This window comes from Arthrobacter alpinus (assembly GCF_001445575.1).
Classification (GTDB): Bacteria; Actinomycetota; Actinomycetes; order Actinomycetales; family Micrococcaceae; genus Specibacter; species Specibacter alpinus_C.
Genome location: NZ_CP013200.1, coordinates 1601077 through 1620488, shown reverse-complemented (window position 1 = coordinate 1620488; position 19412 = coordinate 1601077). Strand labels below are relative to the sequence as shown.

General features: G+C 60.3%; 10 protein-coding genes. 2 read left to right on the top strand and 8 right to left on the bottom strand.

The window, feature by feature from the left end:
- Positions 1-21 precede the first annotated feature (21 nt).
- The 5 genes from AS189_RS07160 to glf all read right to left on the bottom strand — a co-directional run bounded on the left by AS189_RS07160 (position 22) and on the right by glf (position 6940).
- Positions 22-1956, bottom strand: coding sequence for a DUF6541 family protein (locus tag AS189_RS07160; RefSeq protein WP_062286951.1), 1935 nt, complete (start codon positions 1954-1956; stop codon positions 22-24).
- A 154-nt stretch (positions 1957-2110) separates the two neighbouring features.
- On the bottom strand, positions 2111-2839 hold the full coding sequence (locus AS189_RS07155) for an ABC transporter ATP-binding protein (RefSeq protein WP_062286949.1): 729 nt from the start codon (positions 2837-2839) through the stop codon (positions 2111-2113).
- Positions 2839-3744, bottom strand: a complete 906-nt coding sequence (locus AS189_RS07150; RefSeq protein ID WP_237759994.1) for an ABC transporter permease — start codon at positions 3742-3744, stop codon at positions 2839-2841. The genes AS189_RS07155 and AS189_RS07150 overlap by 1 nt, the downstream gene beginning before the upstream one ends.
- Positions 3741-5759: a glycosyltransferase gene (locus AS189_RS07145; RefSeq protein WP_062286947.1), complete on the bottom strand. Its 2019-nt coding sequence runs from the start codon at positions 5757-5759 to the stop codon at positions 3741-3743. Before AS189_RS07145 ends, AS189_RS07150 begins: the two co-directional genes overlap by 4 nt.
- The gene (gene glf, locus AS189_RS07140; RefSeq protein WP_062286945.1) at positions 5756-6940 is read right to left on the bottom strand and encodes a UDP-galactopyranose mutase; all 1185 of its coding nucleotides are present in this window, start codon (positions 6938-6940) and stop codon (positions 5756-5758) included. The genes AS189_RS07145 and glf overlap by 4 nt, the downstream gene beginning before the upstream one ends.
- Positions 6941-8129: 1189 nt before the next feature.
- Between glf and AS189_RS07135 the strand changes: the two genes are divergently transcribed.
- Complete coding sequence (locus AS189_RS07135) at positions 8130-11726, top strand: FtsK/SpoIIIE domain-containing protein (RefSeq protein ID WP_160320800.1); 3597 nt, start codon at positions 8130-8132, stop codon at positions 11724-11726.
- An 89-nt stretch (positions 11727-11815) separates the two neighbouring features.
- Here the strand turns inward: AS189_RS07135 and AS189_RS07130 are convergent, their stop codons facing one another.
- Complete coding sequence (locus AS189_RS07130; protein WP_129587183.1) at positions 11816-12313, bottom strand: hypothetical protein; 498 nt, start codon at positions 12311-12313, stop codon at positions 11816-11818.
- 231 nt (positions 12314-12544) lie between these two features.
- Here AS189_RS07130 and AS189_RS07125 point away from each other — a divergent pair, with 231 nt between their 5' ends.
- Positions 12545-12793: a WhiB family transcriptional regulator gene (locus AS189_RS07125; protein ID WP_038469266.1), complete on the top strand. Its 249-nt coding sequence runs from the start codon at positions 12545-12547 to the stop codon at positions 12791-12793.
- 110 nt (positions 12794-12903) lie between these two features.
- On the opposite strand, the gene AS189_RS07120 is transcribed toward AS189_RS07125, so the two are convergent.
- Positions 12904-14382 carry a sensor histidine kinase gene (locus AS189_RS07120; protein ID WP_062286938.1) on the bottom strand — a complete coding sequence of 493 codons (1479 nt, stop codon included), beginning with the start codon at positions 14380-14382 and terminating at the stop codon, positions 12904-12906.
- A 102-nt stretch (positions 14383-14484) separates the two neighbouring features.
- Positions 14485-19356 (bottom strand): NAD-glutamate dehydrogenase, encoded by a 4872-nt coding sequence (locus AS189_RS07115; RefSeq protein WP_062286937.1) that lies wholly within the window; start codon positions 19354-19356, stop codon positions 14485-14487.
- Positions 19357-19412: the final 56 nt, after the last annotated feature.

The window sequence follows — 19412 nt, the reverse complement described above, 5'->3', positions numbered from 1 at the left end:
GCACCATCACCGCGCCAGCGTTTACCAGCACGCGGTTACCTTGAAGAGCCTGGCGTCACCCTCGCTGTCAATAAGTTCCACTGCTTTGGAATCAGCCAGTTTATCCAGCCCTGGGTAGTTCGTGGAGTCATTGTGGTTCAGGAGGTACTGGTGGCCAAAGTCCAGGACGTACCTGACATTGAGCGCACGGATGGCATTGCACACCGTGGGGTCCTGATCAGCGATCTTGAGCTTTGTTTCGATAAGTGTTTCCTGGGCAGTCTTACTTTGGCTCAAATGGAAGCGCAACACTTTTCTGTCGGCAAAGGCGTACACAAGGCTTGAACCATTCCAGGGGTTACCCGCGATGACGGCATCCGCGGGCACCTCGTCGTCGATCCGGGAGAGAAGCTTGTATTCGTCGTCGGACAGGATGGAACTGGATGTGTTCCGTTCATAGAACTGCTTATTGGCGGCAATATACGTCTGGATGGCGCCGAGTTGCGTGGCCACAACCAGCGTGCCAAGCAACGCCACGGTCACAGCCACGCTGACCGGCTTGGTCCAGGCTGCAGAAACCATCGCATTAACCGGGGCCGTTTTGTTCCCACGAATGAGCCAGCCTAGAACGCTTTCCACGATCCGGGAGAATCCAAGTGCGGCAAGGACCACGGCAAATAGGGGCAGGTAGGCGGCCAGACGGTTGGTGTCCGCGTACCAAATGCCCGTCATGAAGGTGCGAATAAAACCGGGGGCAACTGCGGCATCAATAATGTAAAGCCCCGCCGCCACAGAGTAGCTGAGCAGCCACCATATCTGTTTGCGCCCATTGAACACACTGAAAATTCCAACAATGGCGAGAATGGAAATTGCCCAGGCCACCCGCGTGCCCATGGGCGAGTTGGTGATGACCTCACCTACAGCGCCACTCATGATCTGGTGTGGACGCCATCCGCTGTAGTTGCCCGGACGCAGCCTGATCCAGACCATCAGCCCCACAGCTACACCTGCGCCGCCAGCCACCACAACTACCGCGTACTTCCACAAGTGAGCCTTGGACCGTACCAGCGACACAACATGGCTCCCCACCGCCCAGGCGATGATGGGCGCACTGAAGGCAAGCAACGCACCGATGCCACTCATATGCGAGAATGCCAGTCCGGGCGCCAGTAGCAGCAGTGCCAGCCACAGCCGCAAGGGTCGTTCCAGGTGGTCGCCGAGCTTGCACAGCATGATGACAACGGCCAGGGCTGCCGGAACTACGGCCACAGAGAGCATGTTGGGGAACAAGGGGCCCCAAACCAAAAGCAGGAAGGGGAACGCCGCTAGGCCGGCTGACATGATGCCGGCGGCGATCAAGGCAACCGGCTTGGGTCCAACAACTACCCGTGTGAGGAAAACGACTGAGATGGGCCAAATGATGGCACCAATGGTCATATTGACAGCGTTCTCCGCCACAGGCACTGAGGCGCCTGTCAGCTGGACAAGCAAGGCCGCGAGGTCGTGCCAGACAGCCGGATAGACGGCCCCGAGCCCCTGCCCGCCAGCCATCTCGCCCAAGGTAAGCGTTGAGCCATTCCCCGAGTCCAGAATGTGCCGGACGGCGTTGAGTTGGAACACATTGTCATAGCGCTGGGAGATGTTGTCCGGCGCTCCGACCAACTGCATAATCCGCCGGCCAACGAGCAGTGCGCCAGATCCAACACCGATGATCGTGGAACCGAATGCAACCCAGGAATCGCGGTGAATGCTGTCCCTGTTGATTTCCTTCGCTCGGAAGCCGGTGACGAACCAGGCAATCGCTGAGGCCACTACGCACAGAACTACCACGGCCCAAATGCTCCAGGGCGAACCAAGGAAGGGAGCCCCGACGGCGGCAACCCCCACCAGCGAGAGCGACAGTACAGGAGCCAAACCCAGGAGGGTTATGCGACGAAACCCGAGAGAAAAAGCCAAGATGGCCCCGGGAACAATCACTATTGCAATGCAGGCCAGTATCGCTGGCAAAGCTGTCCACCAGGACAAAATTTCCTCCAAGTTAAGTTAGTACGTATTGGCCCGCCCGGTGCGTGCCACATGCCACCGTCCCCCATAGGCGTGTGGCTATTAGACTCTGCGAGCTGCCACAGGGCTAGCTGCGGAGCCTTGCAATGACGTCCTCGACGGGGCCATCCATGATGGCTTTCCCGTGTTCCAGCAGGATGCCGCGGTCACAGACCTTCGCCACTACATCTAGGTCATGACTGACAACAATCAGCGTCTTGCCTGCCGCATGCAGTTCCTTGATCTTGGCCAGACACTTCTTTTGAAAGGGCTCGTCACCCACCGCAAGAATCTCATCAATGAGAAACACATCCGGGTCCGTGTGAACAGCAACCGAAAAAGCCAATCTCAAGTACATGCCCGAGGAGTAAAACTTCACTTCAGTGTCAATGAACTCTTCGATTTCGGAGAATTCCACAATGGAATCGAAGGCTGCATCGATTTCATCCTTGGTCATGCCAAGGATGGCCCCGTTGAGGTAGACGTTGTCCCTGCCGCTGAGGTCCGGGTGAAAGCCGGCCCCCACTTCGATCAGTCCGGCCACCCTGCCCCGGGTCTGGACCGTCCCCGTGTCGGGGAGCATGACACCTGAAATGTGTTTGAGAAGAGTTGATTTCCCTGACCCGTTAAGACCCAGCAAAGCCACCGATTCCCCTACTGCGATGTCCAGCGTGACACCGTTCAACGCAAAGAACTTCTTGGAAAGATCTCCCTTGCGCCCCTTCATGATCCAAACAAACGCTTCCTTCAAGGAACGAGTGTGGCGGAGCACAAACCGCTTACTGATATCCCTGGCTTCAATTGAATTAGTTGTCATTAGAGCTCCTGCGCAAAGCGGCCCTCAAGCCGTCGAAAGACCAGCTGGCCGAGGAGAAGGACTGCCAACGAAATGGCCAATCCAACAGGGATCCACAGTGAAATCAGGTTCGGCACCATGGCCACGTTTTCAGCAGTGGTGGGATACCAGAAGGCGAGGTGGAACCCCTCAACGGCAACCGTCAACGGGTTCAATTGGTACACGGTGAACCATGAGGTGCCTAGCTTGTTGTAAACCATTTCCCAGGAGTACAGCACTGGCGACGCCCACGTGGCCACCAACAACAGCATGTCAACAAAGTTCTCCGCATCACGGAAGTAAACATTGACGGCGCCAAAGAAAAGGCCCAGCCCGGTAGCCAGCAAGGCCACCATCACGAAGGAGGCCAGTGCCACACCAATCTCAAGGAACCCGGGCCGCCAACCGTTGAGCAGGCACACGGCGGCTAGGATCAGGACCTGCGGCAGGAAATGGACAGCCGATACCCACACCGATGCCACTGGGAACAACTGCCGAGGCAGGTAGATCTTCTGAATGAGACCCGAGTTCCCAACAACCGAGCGTGCAGCATTGCCCAGCGCTTCTGTGAAGAAATTGATTAGGGCAATGCCTGAGAACAAGTAAATGGCATAGTTGGGCATGCCACTTCTGTTGGTGGGGCTTTGCTCCAATCCAAGGAACACCCCTAGTGCAATGTAAAACACAACAAATTGCATGCCGGGTTTTACGTAAGACCACAGGATCCCCAGTACTGAACCTCTGTATCGAACCTTCAGCTCTTTCTGGACCAGGAGGTTCAGCAGATAGCGTGAGCGGACAACGTCGAGCAGCCCGCTGCCATGGCCCGGACTGGTCAGTGGGGGAACCGGGCCCGATCCGCCAATTCCCCCAACCCGAGCTGTCACTTATCCGTCGCTGTTTTGGGTTCCACAACCGGCGCCGGGTTTGCTGCGAAGGTTTTTTCCCAGGTCTGCGGGGAGGTGAAGTTGGGCAGTTCGTCCTGGTACGTCTTGGCCAGCTCGTCCCAGCGCAGCATGAGCTTCTGGTGCAAGGTGATGCTGCGGACCATATACTTGCGGAAGGTCTTGGCATCGCGCTTGTACCAGGACGCGCCGGCACCGTCCGATGCCGACACCAATGCGGAGTTCAGCCGTGCCAGCCGCCACCAACGGGCGTCCATGGCGGGCACGACGGCCTCGGGCGAATCAACTGCGCCCTCGCGGGGGTCGCGTACTGCGTTCAGGATCCCCGACAAGGCCTGGGAGATGGCAGCGGGCATAGTTGCAGGTGCGCTGGGTATCAGGCCAAACTTCGGCGGCTTCAAGCGCTTGACCGACGGGAACTTGTTTAGGTCCTTGCTGACCTGCGCATCCGTGAAGGTGCTGCGCACCTTGCGGATTTCGGGGAGCTTGGTGCCGATGTTCCGGTGCAGGTGGTCGGGGCCCTCCAACAGGTCTTCGAGGGCCTGCAGTCGGAGCTCAACGGACGAATACTGCATGGAGAGGAGGTGACGAACGTCCACCATCATGCTTTCAATGGGCATGCGGCCACCGCGGCTGTAAGGGGAGTACAGCATCGTGGCAAGCCAACGGTTTCGCTGGTGGAAGTACGCCTGCCAGTCAATGGTGTCGTCTTTTTCAGTCCAGGGCATGTGCCAGACAGCGGCACCGGGGAGGGTGACAGTTGTGTAGCCATGAGCCTTCGCACGGATGCCGTATTCGACGTCGTCCCACTTGATGAAGACGGGAAGTGACAGGCCAATATCTTTGATGATGGAGGTGGGAATCAAGCACATCCACCAGCCGTTGTAATCAACGTCAATGCGGCGGTGCATCCACGGCGTGGTGCGCAGGTTGCTGGCCCCGAAATCGTGCACGTTCTGGCTGTCGCCTGAGGATTCGTAGCGGAACCGGTATTCGTTGATGACTTCACCAAAGTTGTGGACCACTGAACGCTCATACAGATTGAACATGTGCCCGCCCACAATGGTGGGTTTGCGCGTGAAGTCGGCAAACTGGACCGCACGCAAGATGCCTTCCGTCTCAATCAACACGTCATCATCGAGCAGCATGACGTACTTGCTCTTGCCAGCCTTGACGGTCTCCTGCATGCCGCGGGCAAAGCCGCCGGAACCACCTAGGTTGGCCTGCTCCACGAGACGGAAGCGGTGACCAAGGTTGGCGGCAGCTTCTTCGAAGCCTTCCTCATCGCGTACACGCTGGTTGCCCTGGTCGGTGACGATCAATTCATCCAGGACCTCGGTGAGGTCCGGTGATTCGGCAAAAGTCCGCAGGTGCTTGACGCAAAAGTCGGGTCGGTTGAACGTAGTGACGCCCACCGAAAGCGTTCCAGCTTCGAAGCCCTCGGGCTGCGGAACTGACCAGTGCGCGTTGGTCAGCGTGGTTGCGGTTTCGCCTGTTGCCAGGTCAAACCAGTACCAGCCGCCGTCGGCAAAGTTCATGATGGACAGGTCAATGCTGACGGGGGCACCCTGGGTCACGTGCAGGCTGTCCACCCGGTTGGCGGTGCCGCGCGGCGTCGAACGGTACACAATCACCGTGGCATCGCCGTCGGTCTCAACCGTCAGGCGAACCTGCTCCACATCGGTGTGGGCGCGCCAATAGCTTGCGGGGAAAGCGTTGAAGTACGTGCCGAGGGAGACGCGGCGGAATGCCGGGAGGCGCATTTCGCGCCGGCCCTGAATGAAGTCCGTGCGCTGGCGGGTGCCGGGAACGCTGGCGGCCGTGGCGCCCGCACCGGCCTCCTCGGGGGAAACCACGCGCTGGGCGGCGTTGAAATCAACGTACAACGGCAGTGTATCGGTGTCGCCGTCGGTCGGGAAGACCACGCGGTGGACTGTCTTCCACACGGTGGAATCCACTGTCGAATCCTTTGTTTCAGTCTTGGTCGTTACGCTCATGCGTCAACTCCTCCGCTTTGCAGCTTCGCCCCACCGGTGAAGTGCGGCTTAATCTTGTTGTCGTACATGTTCAGTGCCGAACCAATGGCCATGTGCATGTCGAGGTACTTGTAGGTGCCTAGGCGGCCGCCGAACAGCACGTCCTTTTCGCCCCGGGCCAGGTCGCGGTAGGCCAGCAGCTTGCTGCGGTCATCGCTGGTGTTCACGGGGTAGTACGGCTCGTCGCCCTTTTCGGCGAAGCGGCTGAACTCGCGCATGATGACCGTGGCGTCCTTGGTGTAGGCGCGTTCCGGGTGGAAGTGGCGGAACTCGTGGATGCGCGTGAACTTCTGCGCCTCATCCGGGTAGTTCATGACGGCGCAGCCCTGGTAATCCTCGATCGGCAGAACTTCCTGCTCCAGATCGATGGTGCGCCAGGACAGATCGCCCTCGGCGTAGTCAAAGTAGCGGTCAACAGCACCGGTGTAGATGACCGGAACCTGGCCGGTGACAGCCTTACGGGAGTACTCGCCGTCGTCAAAGAAGTCAGTGTTCAGCACAACTTCAATGTTCGGGTGATCCGCCATCCGCTCAATCCACGCGGTGTAACCGTCAACCGGCAGGCCCTCGTGGGTGTCGTTGAAGTAGCGGTTGTCATAGTTGTAGCGGACAGGCAGGCGGGAAATGATCTCGGCCGGTAGATCCTTGGGATCGGTCTGCCACTGCTTGCCCGTGTAGTGCTTGATGAACGCCTCGTAGAGGGGGCGGCCAATAAGTTGGATGCCTTTATCGTTCAGGTTCGCCGGGTCGGTTCCCGCAAGCTCGCCGGCCTGCTCCTGGATCAGCGCACGCGCCTCACCCGGGCCCATGGACGAACGGAAGAACTGGTTGATGGTGCCCAAGTTAATGGGCATCTGGTAAACCTCGCCCTTGTGGGAGGTGTACACCTTGTGCTGGTAATCCGTGAACTTCGTGAAACGGTTCACGTACTCCCACACGCGCTCATTGGAGGTGTGGAACAGGTGCGCGCCGTAGCGGTGCACCTCAATGCCCGTCTGCGCCTCGTTCTCGCTGTAGGCGTTACCGCCGATGTGGTGGCGGCGGTCGATAACGGCCACCTTCAACCCCAACTCGGTGGCGGCACGTTCTGCAATGGTCAGGCCAAAGAAACCTGAACCGACGACGACTAGGTCAGCGTTCACAAACTCTCCCGTAATACTTGGTGACGATGTATTGGGCACAGCAGTGCCACGATCTATCTCCCTAGGTTACCTGACCGTTATCAATGGCCCCTGCATACGTGGTTATCGTCACAGCCGCGTGCTTTCCTTCCCCCACACGCTGTGCCGCAGCTGCCCTTCCCCACAAAGTACGACGCCGGACCCCACCGCCGCGCGTTCCTCTCCTATGCTCGGGGTGAGAGGGCGGTTGGTAGGTAGCTTGGGCAGGTTCGCTAGGGAGAGTGCAATGCGGCTGGAGATCACGATGGTGGCGGGTTCCGGCGTGTTTGCACCAGTGGAACTCAGCGTCACATGGCCACCGGGCGCCCTGTGTTCTGGTTTGTCCTTGCAGCAGGCGCTGGAGAGGCAATGGCCGGGCTTTGTCTTCACTGTTGCCGGGCAGTCGCTGGGCATCCTACAACCGGCCAGTGCCATGTTGTGCAACGGGGCGGTGGTGGTTGCTTGGCCGGCGGACGGAGTCCCTGCTGGCGATGTGCCAGCTACGGCTGACCCATCAGGGGCTGTCCTGTCCGGCGCTGTCCCAGCAAGCACTGTACCGTCCGGATCCGTACCGTCTGGAACTGTACCGTCCGGATCCGTGGCGCTGTTGGTTGTTTGTTCGGGTCCTGCCGCCGGGACGATCTTTGCCCTGCGTCGTGGGAGTTACAGTCTGGGCCGCGGGCGGTGCCGGTTGCAGCTACCCGACCCTGCACTGTCCCGACATCACGGCACACTAGTGATTGGCGCTGCGCGCATCACGTTAACGGCGACCCACGGCTCCTCCGGCTTTCTCCTGCACCGCACATCCGACGGACCAACGGCGAGCGCCCACGCAGTCAAAGGGACCATCTCCATGGAAACTGGGCAGCGGATCAGTTGTGGAAACTCCCAATGGGAGTTGCGGCTGCCCAGACCGATCCTCGGTGACGGCCTGGTGTGGCACTCAGTATCGACGGGCTTGGGGTCGACCAGCACAGGGCCGAGGGGTTCAGGGTCGAAGGGTTCCTCCCCAGCGAATTCTGCGCCGGCTCCTGCTCCTCCGTTGGACTCAAACCCTGGCGGGGCCCCGGCTCCTCCGTTTGGCCCCGGCTCTGCCTCTCCCCCTGCTTCTTCCCTTGACTCTGACCGGCACCCTGATGCCGGATCAACCGCGAGTGTGTCGGCACCTCACATGGTCCCGATGTCACTGCTGAACATGTCGGCTGCCGCTCCGCTAGCCGTCCCTGCGTCATCGCGCTCTTCCCGCGCTTCCGTCGCCATCTTGCTGACTGGGCTGCTCCCCTTACTACTGGGCACGGTGTTGGCCGTATTTACCGGTTCCATGATGTTTCTGGCTTTTGCTGCCATGGGAGCCGTGACTGTGCTCGTTCCACTACTGGGTGGCTCCAAACGGCGCAAGTCCTTCCGGGATGACGTGGCACGTGCCGTGGTCTGGGACGCCGAACGGGCGGAGCGTGCTTTTCCCGACGCCGCCACGATCGTGCTGAACGCATCGACTTCGCAGACCTTACTACCCACGACAGCCCGGGCCACTGTCTCTGCCTCTGCTCCCGCCTCCACCGCCTTTTCTGGCTCTGGTTCTGGCGCCCCAGGGCTTGCTCTCCGTGTGGGGCTTGGCTCCCGCTCCGCGCACATCGCCGCCGATCCGCCCGATCCGGGGTTCACGGCACCCCGCGTTCATTCCCTACCGTTCGTGGTTCCGCTGAGTGCCGAACCCCTCATCATTAGCGGTCCTGCCGGAGTCGCGCTCCCCTTGCTGAACTTCGTCTTGATGCAACTCGATGCTGCAAATGTCCCCGTGGTTGTGCTGGGTACCCCGGACAGTTTGCCGTGGGCAGCGAGGTTCCTGCCCCATACCGAACTGGCCATGTCAGCCGATGCCGCTCAGCGCGCCTTTGCTGCCGTGTCCCGCCCTGTAGGAGCGGGCATCCCTGGCGAGGAGCAGCCTGGCGAGGGGCCGGCGCCACCCTGTGTGCTGCTGATCGTTGGAGATGTTGATTTCTCCGGGATGCAGTGCAGACCCCACGTCCACACCATCCTTGTCAGGATGAACGCGACCGGGCCATCTGGGCCATCGCTCGACCCCTCGATGCAGCACACAGTGCAGCTGCAAATCCGGGGACCCAGCATTGTGGGTTCGTTCTCGGGGCAGGAATTTACGCCCGACGGCGTCACACCAACAGTATTTGCCGCCCATGCACGCCGTCGTGCGCGATCAGAGGCCACACAACTACGGGAGTCTCGCGGCTCCTTGGCTATTAACTTCCTGCCATCTCCCGATCAGTGCACCGCCGCGGCGCAGGCTGCCGCATGGGCGGCCTGCGCCGGAGGGCCGCTGCTTCCCGTGCTTATCGGGCAGTCGTCACGTGGCCCCACCATGTTTAGCTTCCAGCACGATGGGCCGCATCTACTGGTGGGTGGCACCACGGGCTCCGGGAAGTCAGAGTTCCTTCGAGCGCTGGTGGGCAGTCTCGCCGCAAGCCACTCCCCCGCCGATCTGCAATTTGTGCTCATTGATTTCAAGGGCGGAGCAGGACTGGGCGCGTTGGAGAAGCTGCCCCACACCAGTTCATTGGTCACGGATCTGGGCGGCCACGGCATGGATCGGACCTTGGCGTCACTGCGGGCCGAGCTCCACCGGCGCGAGGCGGCGTTATCCGCCGCCGAGGTAGCCGACAGCAGCGCCTACCGAACCCACTCTGACCTGTTGGGTGCGGGTTCTGGTCACCATGCCATGGCGCACTTGGTGATTGTGGTTGATGAATTCCGGGTCCTGGTGGATCAATTCCCTGATGCTCTGGCGGAACTCATGCGGATTGCCGCGGTGGGCCGGTCCTTGGGTATCCATCTGGTCATGGCCACTCAACGGCCCCAAGGAGCGGTGAACGCGGACATCCGCGCCAACGTGACCAGCTCTATCTGCCTGCGGGTGCAATCCGGTGTTGATTCCGTCGATGTCATTGGCAGTTCCGTAGCGGCCCACATTGCCGTAAACACCCCGGGCCGGGCCTACATCAGCCGCGCTGGCGGAGCGCCGGAGGAATTTCAAAGCGCTGTGCTCGGCATACCGGCCACTGGGGCGAGTTTGCTGCCCACAGTGGAACGCACGGAAGAACTGGAATCAGGCAGCCGCGCGCCGAACCTTGCCTCGCTGGTGGCTGCCGGCGGGGTTGATGCCGTGGCAGCGGTCATGACGCAGGCGTGGATTAACGCCTGTACCTTGGACTCCACACTCGTCGCCGCCCCTGCCGTCGTAGCCCCGGAGCTGCCCGCCGAAGTGGACTTTGCGGAATGTGGAGATTGGCGAGCTGCTGGGGAGCCCGATGAGTCCGACGGTGCTGTGACGTTGGGCATCATGGATCTGCCGGAACAGCAATGCCTGCGGCCCTTACGCTGGAATCCGGTGCACCATTCCCACCTGGCGTGTTTTGGTACCGGGTCCGAACCCTCCCGTGCCGTGGCCTTGGTGGCCGGGCGCCTGTTGGCCGCCGCCGCGGGTTTGCCGGAAGCACAGCAGGCACAGGCTCCCCTGCTGTACCTGCTCGACGCCGATGCCTCACTGCGGGATTTTGCGGCCTGCCCGTGGGTGGGCAGCTATTTGACGCCCGATCATCTGCGGAGCGCCGAACATCTGATGCATCGGCTCAGTGAAACAGCCAGAAATTGCATGCACCCGTTGATCCTGTGCATCACCGACTGGGGCCGCTGGATTACCGCGTTCAGATCCAGTCCTTGGCACGAGGCAGAGGAGCGCATCTCAGAGCTGGTGCGCTTCGGCGGAAAGAACGTCACCCTGGTTGTGGGTGGTGCCCGGGAACTGCTCACCGCTGGATTCATGGCAGCGATTCCCAACCGGATGTATCTGAGTCATGGGAGTCCAGCCGAGTCCACCATGTTGTGGCCCCGCATGCCGGCGTTTGCCCCACTGCCCGGAAGGGCTGGACTCGACGGGGCCATCAATTCCGGTGACGCCCCGGAATTGATGAACCACATGCATGTTGCTCAATTGGGGAGACTTCTGCCACCGGAACCAGGTAAGCATTTACAGCTGCCGGAGCCCCAATTACCGGAAAGGCAGGATTTTGCGGCGCGGATCTTGCGCGTGGCTCCCCTGCCACATTCTTTGCCGTCTTCGCACCTCGAGAAACTCAATGCACTAGCCGCACCGCCTTCTGGCACTAGCAGCACCGGCGTTTCACTGGTGTTGGGTGTGGGCGGCGACGGCGAGGATCCTGTCTATGTGTGGCTGGAGCCCGGCGCAGTGTTGGCAGTTGTTGGGGGCCCACAAACCGGCAAGAGTAGCTTCTTGCGGATGCTCGCACACGTCAACGATGCCAGCTGGCTTGTTGCGCTCGCAGCCGATTTCGGTTCAGCTGGTACCGGTTCGGCGGGCACCGGTTCGGAGAATGCCAGCTTCCCGGGTACTGACCCACCTGCCCCAATCTCTACCCGGGCGCAGCAGGTGCTGCTCCTGGATAATCCGCTCTCCATGACAGCTGATCAACTATGCATTGCCGGGGAGCAGCTGTCTGCCGGTGCTGTGCTGATTGTTGCCCTGCCCTATCCGGGTCCGGCAGTCTCACGGTTGCCACTTGAGTGGGGTCTGCGCACCGCTCAGCAAGGAGTCATCCTTCGGCCTCAGAAGGTCAGCGACGCAGAGTTGTTCGGTGTCCGTCTGGACACTGTCGGGTCCGAACCGCCGGGGCGTGCGGTCTTGATCGATGGCGTCCGCCGGGAGTGGTTTCAATTCCCGCAGCCGGGAGCCTAAACCGGCCGGCAGAGCAGGAGCCGGAGCTACCTCGAAAAGGTGAGCCCAGAACCGGTGAGCCCATAGCCGGTGATGCCAGAACCGGCACGCTAGAGCAGTTTTCCATCCGATTCGCCAGATTCATCGGAGGCCTTGCGCAGCGAAAAGTCCACCACCTTGGGCGTGAACAGGAAGTAAGCAGTAGCCAGCGGCGGCAGCAGGAGCAGCAGACCCAAAGGAATTTGGCCTTCTAGTAGGGCAGGAACACCAATGGCCATCATGAGCAATTGCCAGACGAACGCTGCCGATCGGGTCCATCTCATACCTTTGAAGGCGTTGACTGCCACGCCGGCCAAGCCTGCAGCCAACCCGAAAATAAGCACTGTCAGGAAAATACCGCTGGTGACCGAGTGGCTGGGCTGTGTCAGTAGCGATAGCACCGACCAAACGCCCATGACCCCCAACGCCAACGCCTCTAGTCCCACCACCACGGCAATGACATAGACACCCACTGGTCGGGTTATATCACCCTTGACAGGGGCCGCTTCCACCGCATTGTGGCCATTAGGAATGGGCAGCTCGGCTGGGGTTTGGGGATCTTTACGCACAAAAGAACCTTATCGGAGATTGCTGCAGACGAACTGTGAAGCAAAGAGTCGTTGTGACGCATCGCTCATGCTTATAAGCTATTATTTCGGCCCTAACCTCTTGTTTACACAGAGTTAACATGACACGCTTAAGTCAATGACCTAAAAGGGCCCAGACGGGCCCTTTCTTATGTGGCCTAAAGTGAAATTTTTCACAAGATGCCTCCGTTCTAAAAGGAGTAAGTGATCAGCATGGACTGGCGTAGTCGCGCAGCCTGCCTCGACAAGGACCCGGAACTGTTCTTCCCTGTGGGGAACACCGGACCAGCCTTGCTGCAGATCGAGGAAGCAAAGAGCGTTTGCCGTCGCTGCCCCGTGATTGACACCTGCTTGAAGTGGGCTATCGAATCCGGCCAGGACGCAGGAGTCTGGGGTGGCTTGAGCGAGGACGAGCGTCGCGCCATGAAGCGTCGCGCAGCTCGCGCCCGCCGAGCCAGCTAGCAAAAGCTCCAACTGACCCCTAGCAATCATTGATTGCTAGGGGTCAGTTTTTTAAGCAACAGATCATGCGACGCTGAGCGTGTTTTTATCGCACCAGCTGCTGTTTGGATTCAGTGGCGTGAGATGAGTGCCATCTGTAGCTCCACCACTGTGCCGCCACCCTCTCGCGGAGACCAGTCAATGGTGCCGCCTAATTCGCTGGTGACCAGCGTGCGCACAATTTGCAACCCGAGCCCCTCGGCAATGGTCCCCTGGGGCAACCCCACGCCATCGTCAGCTATTTTCACTGTCAGCGCATCGTCGCCGGAACTATTCTTGTACCGGTCCGCAATCAGCCACACAGTTCCTTCACGGTCCTGCAAGCCATGTTCGACGGCGTTCGCCACCAGCTCGTTGATCACCAGTGCCAGCGGGGTGGCGAAATCGCTGGGTAGCTCACCAAAGGCACCTTCGCGTTCGGTCCGCACGCGCTGAGACGGCGAGGCCACCTCTGCGGAAAGCCTGAACTGTCGGTCAATCAGCTCGTCAAAGTCAACGTTCTGAGCCAACCCCTGGGACAAGGTTTCATGCACCAAAGCAATGGTGGCCACACGACGCATGGCCTGCTCCAAGCCCTGTTTGCCTTCTTCGCTGTGCATCCGGCGCGACTGCATCCGCAGCAAGGCAGCCACGGTCTGCAGGTTGTTCTTCACCCGGTGGTGGATCTCGCGGATGGTGGCATCCTTGGTCACCAGCTCTTGTTCCCTGCGCCGCAGCTCGGAGACGTCGCGGCAGAGCACTAGAGCACCAAAGCGTTCGGTGCCGTCGCGCAGCGGGATGGCTCGTAGGGAGAGGCTGACGCCCCGGGATTCAATTTCGGTGCGCCACGGCATCCGCCCCGTGACCACCAGCGGCAGCGATTCATCCACCATGCGCCGATCCTTGAGCAGACCCGTGGTGACTTCGGCCAGTGAACGGCCTTCCAGGGATTCGCCGTCGCCCAACCGGCGGAATGCCGAGACGCCGTTGGGGCTGGCATATTGCACAATGCCGTCCACGTCCAGGCGTAACAGACCGTCGCCAACGCGCGGAGCTCCGCGGCGGGAGCCGGTGGGCGAGGCAAAATCGGGCCACAGCCCCAAGGTGCCCATTTTGAGCAGATCGTAAGCGCACTGGCGGTACGTCAGTTCCAGCCGGGAGGGCATCCGCGAGCTGGACAAGTCCATGTGTGTAGTGATCACTGCCAGGGTGCGGCCGTTGCGGACCATGGGAATGGCCTCAACTCGCATGGCCATCTCCGGGCTCCAAATTTTGGTTTCGTGCGAGCGCTCAATGTTTTGGCTCTTCCACGCAGCCTGCACCAGCGGTTCAAGCTCCGGCTGGATTTGCTCGCCCACAAAGTCCGCGTGGAACATGGTGTGGGAGGTGGAGGGCCGTACGTGGGCTAGCGCCACATGGCCGGTGCCCGTGTGACTGGGGAACCACAGGACCAAGTCTGCGAAGGATAGATCGGCAATCATCTGCCAGTCCCCCACTAGAAGGTGCAGCCATTCGGCGTCGCCCGGGCCCAACCCGGGGTTCTCCCTGATCATGTCGGCAAAAATTGCCATGTGGGCTCCTTATACGTGGGGGCGGTGCCCGCTGCGAACAGCGGGCACCGCATTAGCTACTGCAACTGTGAGGTGAGAACCGCACAGATAAGAGTCCAGCGATTAACGCCGCACAATTGAACGCAAGAGCCTTAATGCTACCGACAATGACGCCATATCATCCTCTTCAAGCTCGTTGACCTCGGCAAACATCCTGATGGCCCGTTGCAACTGCTCCGCATTCTGCGCTTCCCAGGCTTCAATCCGAGCCAGGGTGGTGTCGCCATGACTGGTGCTGCTCATGACGTTGCGCGTCATGTCTGCCGTGGTGGCGTAGAGGTCATCCCGCAAGGCGGCGCGGGCCAAAGCCTGCCACCGGTCATTACGCGGCAACGCAGTGATGCGTTCCAGCAAGGCGTCCACACCGTAGCGGTCGTAGATGGCGTAGTAAACGCTGGCCACAGTGTCCTGTGGTTCGCTCAGCGCCTCACTGACCTTGGCCACGTCCAACAATGGGAAGGTCTCAAAGAGTTCCGCCCAGCGCCGGCCCAACGCCACCGGCATATCAAAGGAGGTGGCACGGTTGTACCAATTCTCCACACGGTCCACATCCACACCCTGGAAGAAGTCTCCGATGTGGGGGGCCAGACTGCTGACTACCGGCTTGAAGCGGTCCACCACATCCGCAATGCTCTGTTGGCCAATACCTTCATTGACCAGCCAGCGCACGGCACGGTCCAGCAGGCGGCGCATGTCCTGATGGACGGTGCTCCACTGATCAGTGGGGAAGCTGGGCGGCAGTTCTCGCAGCATGGAGCTCATGGCGGCAAAGTCAAAGATCTCATGCAAGGCAACAAAGGCCTTGGCCACTACCACTTCGCTGGCTGAAGACTCTTCCATGGCACGGAAGGCAAAGGTGATGCCGCCCAGATTCACCATGTCGTTGGCCACAACGGTGGCAATGATCTCCCGGCGCAGTGGATGCGTGTCCAGCTCCTCGTCAAAGCGGGCAGCCACCTCCGTGGGGAAGTACCGGCGCAGCGTTGACTTGAACCACGGATCATCAGCAAGGTCGCTATTGGTCAGTGCCTTGGCCAGCTCCATCTTGGCGTAGGCCAACAGGACAGCGAGTTCCGGAGAAGTCAGGCCCTGTCCGGAAGCCAGCCGTTCCTGCAACACGGCGTTGCTGGGCAGTGCCTCGAGCTCACGGTCAAGATCTCCGTGCTCTTCGAGCCAGTCCATGAAACGCTCGTAACTGGGGCTCCAGTCGACAACATGCGCTCGATCGTTGAGCAACAGGATGTTTTGCTCAATGTTGTCTTCGAGAACCAGTTGCCCAATTTCATCGGTCATCGACATGAGGAAACCGGTGCGTTCCGCCGGGTCCAGCTTTCCGGCAGCCACCATCCGGTCAACGAAGATCTTGATATTCACTTCATGGTCGGAGCAATCCACACCAGCAGAGTTGTCAATGGCATCGGTGTTCAAGATGACCCCGTGCAGGGCCGCCTCCACACGTCCGTGCTGGGTCATGCCCAGGTTGCCACCCTCGCCGATGATCTTTACTCGCAGATCCGCACCGTCAACACGGATAGAATCGTTGGCCTTGTCACCCACCGAGGCGTTGCTTTCGGTGCTGGCCTTGATGTACGTACCAATACCGCCGTTGTAGAGCAGATCGGTGGGTGCCAGCAGCACTGCCCGTAGGAGTTCCGGCGGGCTGAGCTTCACGGTTCCCGTTGGCAAGCCAAGAGCGGCGGCAACTTCCGCGGAAATCGGGATGGACTTCAGTGATCGCGAGTACACGCCACCGCCGGCGCTGATGAGCTCCTTGTTGTAGTCCTGCCAAGAGGATCTCGGCAGATCATACAAGCGCTGGCGCTCGTCGAAGGCGGTCCCGGCATCAGGATTGGGGTCTAGGAAAATATCCCGGTGGTCAAAGGCCGCCACCAGCTTCACATGGCGGGTGCGCAGCATTCCATTGCCGAACACGTCACCGGACATGTCCCCCACGCCCACTGCCGTGAATTCCTGGGTCTGAGTGTCGACGCCAAATTCACTGAAGTGGCGCTTGACGGACTCCCACGCGCCACGGGCTGTGATGCCCATAACCTTGTGGTCGTAGCCCACGGACCCGCCCGAGGCGAAGGCGTCACCGAGCCAGAACCCGTACTCTGCGGAGATGGCGTTGGCCGTGTCAGAGAAGGAAGCGGTGCCCTTATCTGCTGCCACCACCAAGTAGGTGTCATCGCCGTCGTGGCGGACCACGTTCTCCGGTGGTGCCACCACTTCACCCTCCGCCGTGGCGACGAGGTTGTCTGTGACATCGAGCAGGCCGCGGATGAACATCTTGTAGCTCTCCCTGCCCTCTTCCATCCAAGCGCCGCGGTCCACGGCGGGGTTGGGGAGTTGCTTGGCGAAGAAGCCACCCTTAGCGCCCGTGGGCACAATAACGGCGTTCTTGACCGTTTGCGCCTTGACCAAACCGAGTACTTCGGTGCGGAAATCTTCACGGCGATCCGACCAGCGCAACCCGCCACGGGCCACCTTGCCAAAGCGCAGGTGCGTGCCCTCCACGCGAGGCGAGTACACCCAAATTTCAAACATGGGTTTCGGGGCAGGCAAACCCTCAATGGCTGAGGGATCCAGTTTGAGGCTCAGGTACGCGCGTTCGCGGTAGAAGTTGGTGCGCAGCGTGGCGTCGACCAGGTTGGAGAAGGTACGCAGAATCCTGTCGGCATCCAGTGTCGGCACGCTTTCCAGAGCTGCGTTGAGCTTAGTGCGAATCTCTTCTTGCAGGGCGGGGCGCGCCTGCTCCGCAACAGCCGGGTCAAAGCGGGCCTCAAACAGCTCCACCAGCCCGCGGGTCACAGCAACGTTTTGCAAGAGCGTGTTGGCAACGAATCCGAAGGAGTTGGTGTTACCCATTTGGCGCATGTACTTGGCATAGGCGCGCAGAATGATGATCTGGCGAGAGCGCATACCCTCGGTCAGCACCAGACGGTCAAAGTTATCTGATTCGCTCATCCCCGTGATGGCTGCACCAAACGCCTCGGTGAGCAGATCCGCCGTCGCTAGTGGGTCAACGCCCTCCGGGTACTTCAGGCCTAGGTCATAGAGGAAGAAGTCACGTTTGTCGGCCGTGGCAATTTCGAACGGACGTTCATCAAGCACCTCCAGCCCCAGACTGTGGAAGAACGGCAGGATCTTGCTCAGGCTTTGCGGGTGCGCCATATACAGCTTGACGCGCGCGTCCTCTTCCAGCTCGTCCCCGGCGGCAGGCAAATAAACATGCATGCCAGGCGCGCACTGTTCCGGGCTCTTCCCGGCCGCTATGACAGCCTTGTAGTCGGCATCAAAACGCTCAAAACGGGCGATGTCGGCCAGCGCGTCCTCCACCTCGAAGTCAACTCGGTAGCTGCCCGGGAACGCGTTTGACCACTTAGCGACCAGTCGATCTGAGGCCTCACGCGACTGAGTTTCGCGAAGCACCTGAGAAATACCTTCGGGCCAGGACCGCGCCGCGCGCACCAACCGCTGCTCCAACTCAGCAGTCTGCAGATCGGCCGGGACCAGGTAGGCCTTGGGCAGGCGGATACGGAAGAACAACCTGGCCAGCGCCGATTCACTCATGCGCGCCTCAAAATCGATGGAGACGCCGCTGAAGGTGCTCATGAGCTCTTCTTCGATCCGGTGACGCACCGCGGTGGTGTACCGATCTCGCGGAATATATACCAACGCGGACATGAAACGGCCGTAGATATCCGGGCGCAGGAACAACCGCGTACGACGGCGTTCGGCCAACCGTAGGATTCCTTCGGAGATCTCGATGAGGTCTGAAACTTCCATCTGGAACAGCTCGTCGCGCGGGTAGGTTTCCAATACCGCAAAGAGGTCCTTGCCGGAGTGCGAGTTGGGCGGGAAGCCGAAATGGCGCAGCACGGCTTCGACCTTTTCCCGGACTACGGGAATATTGCGCACGGAACCGGTGTAGACGGCCGAGGAGAACAAGCCGATGAAGCGCTGTTCGCCATTGACGTTGCCCTGGGAATCGAAAGACTTGACGCCAATGTAGTCAAGGTAAGCGCCTCTGTGCACAGTGGAACGTGAGTTGGCCTTGGTGATGACCAAGACGCGCTTTTCACGGGCCTTGCGTTGACCGGTGGTGGTCAGGTGCTGCACCGTGGGGTGGCTGGAGCCGTCTCGGAGCAAGCCCAGACCGCTGCCTTCACGGTTAACCAGAACGTCCTCGCCGTCGCGCTTTTCGAGATCGTATTCGCGGTAGCCCAGAAAAGTGAAGTTGTCCGCTTCCATCCAGTGCAGCAGGTCTTCGGCTTCGCGCAGGTCAATGAGGTCTTCCCCGGCTAGCACGGTGGCCAAGATTTCGGCCCGGCTCAGGGCCTTCTCTCGCATGGCGGGCCAGTCCTCAACGGAGGCCCGAACATTGGCGAGCACCTTAGCGAGGCCTGCGTACAACGCTAACTTGGCCTCGTCGTTGATCTTGGGGATTTCAATGGCGATCCACGACTCAAGGGAGGAAGTGTTCACTCCGTCGCCGAGCAAGTGGGCGATGTTGGGCATGGCCGAGGTGTCCCCGCTAGCAATGCCGGCGTGCGAGGGGACCTTGGTGACCGCGCTCAGGGCGTGGGAACTCTTCTCCCTGGAGACCACAAATACGGGGTGGGTGACCAAGTGGATAGCAAGCTTCTGGCGGACCAGTTCCGCGCTGACGGAGTCAACCAAAAAGGGCATGTCATCGGAGACGATGTAAACAACACTGGCATCGCGTTCGTCGCGAATGTCCACCGTGGCCTGTCCGGGGGTCCGGATGGCCGCCACCTGCTGGTGGGCTAGGGCACGGGCACGGAGTACGGCCGGGTCGTAGAGGGAGGAATCCTCCGTGGACAGTTGCACAAAGTAGTCATCAAAGAATGACTGACCGCCGAACTGTGGGTGCTCCTGCACAGGATCGGGGTTGGATGTGTGCGATGACATGAATTAGCGCCTCCGTCAAAGAGAATAAGACCGCTTCTTTGCAGTCCTGACATGAG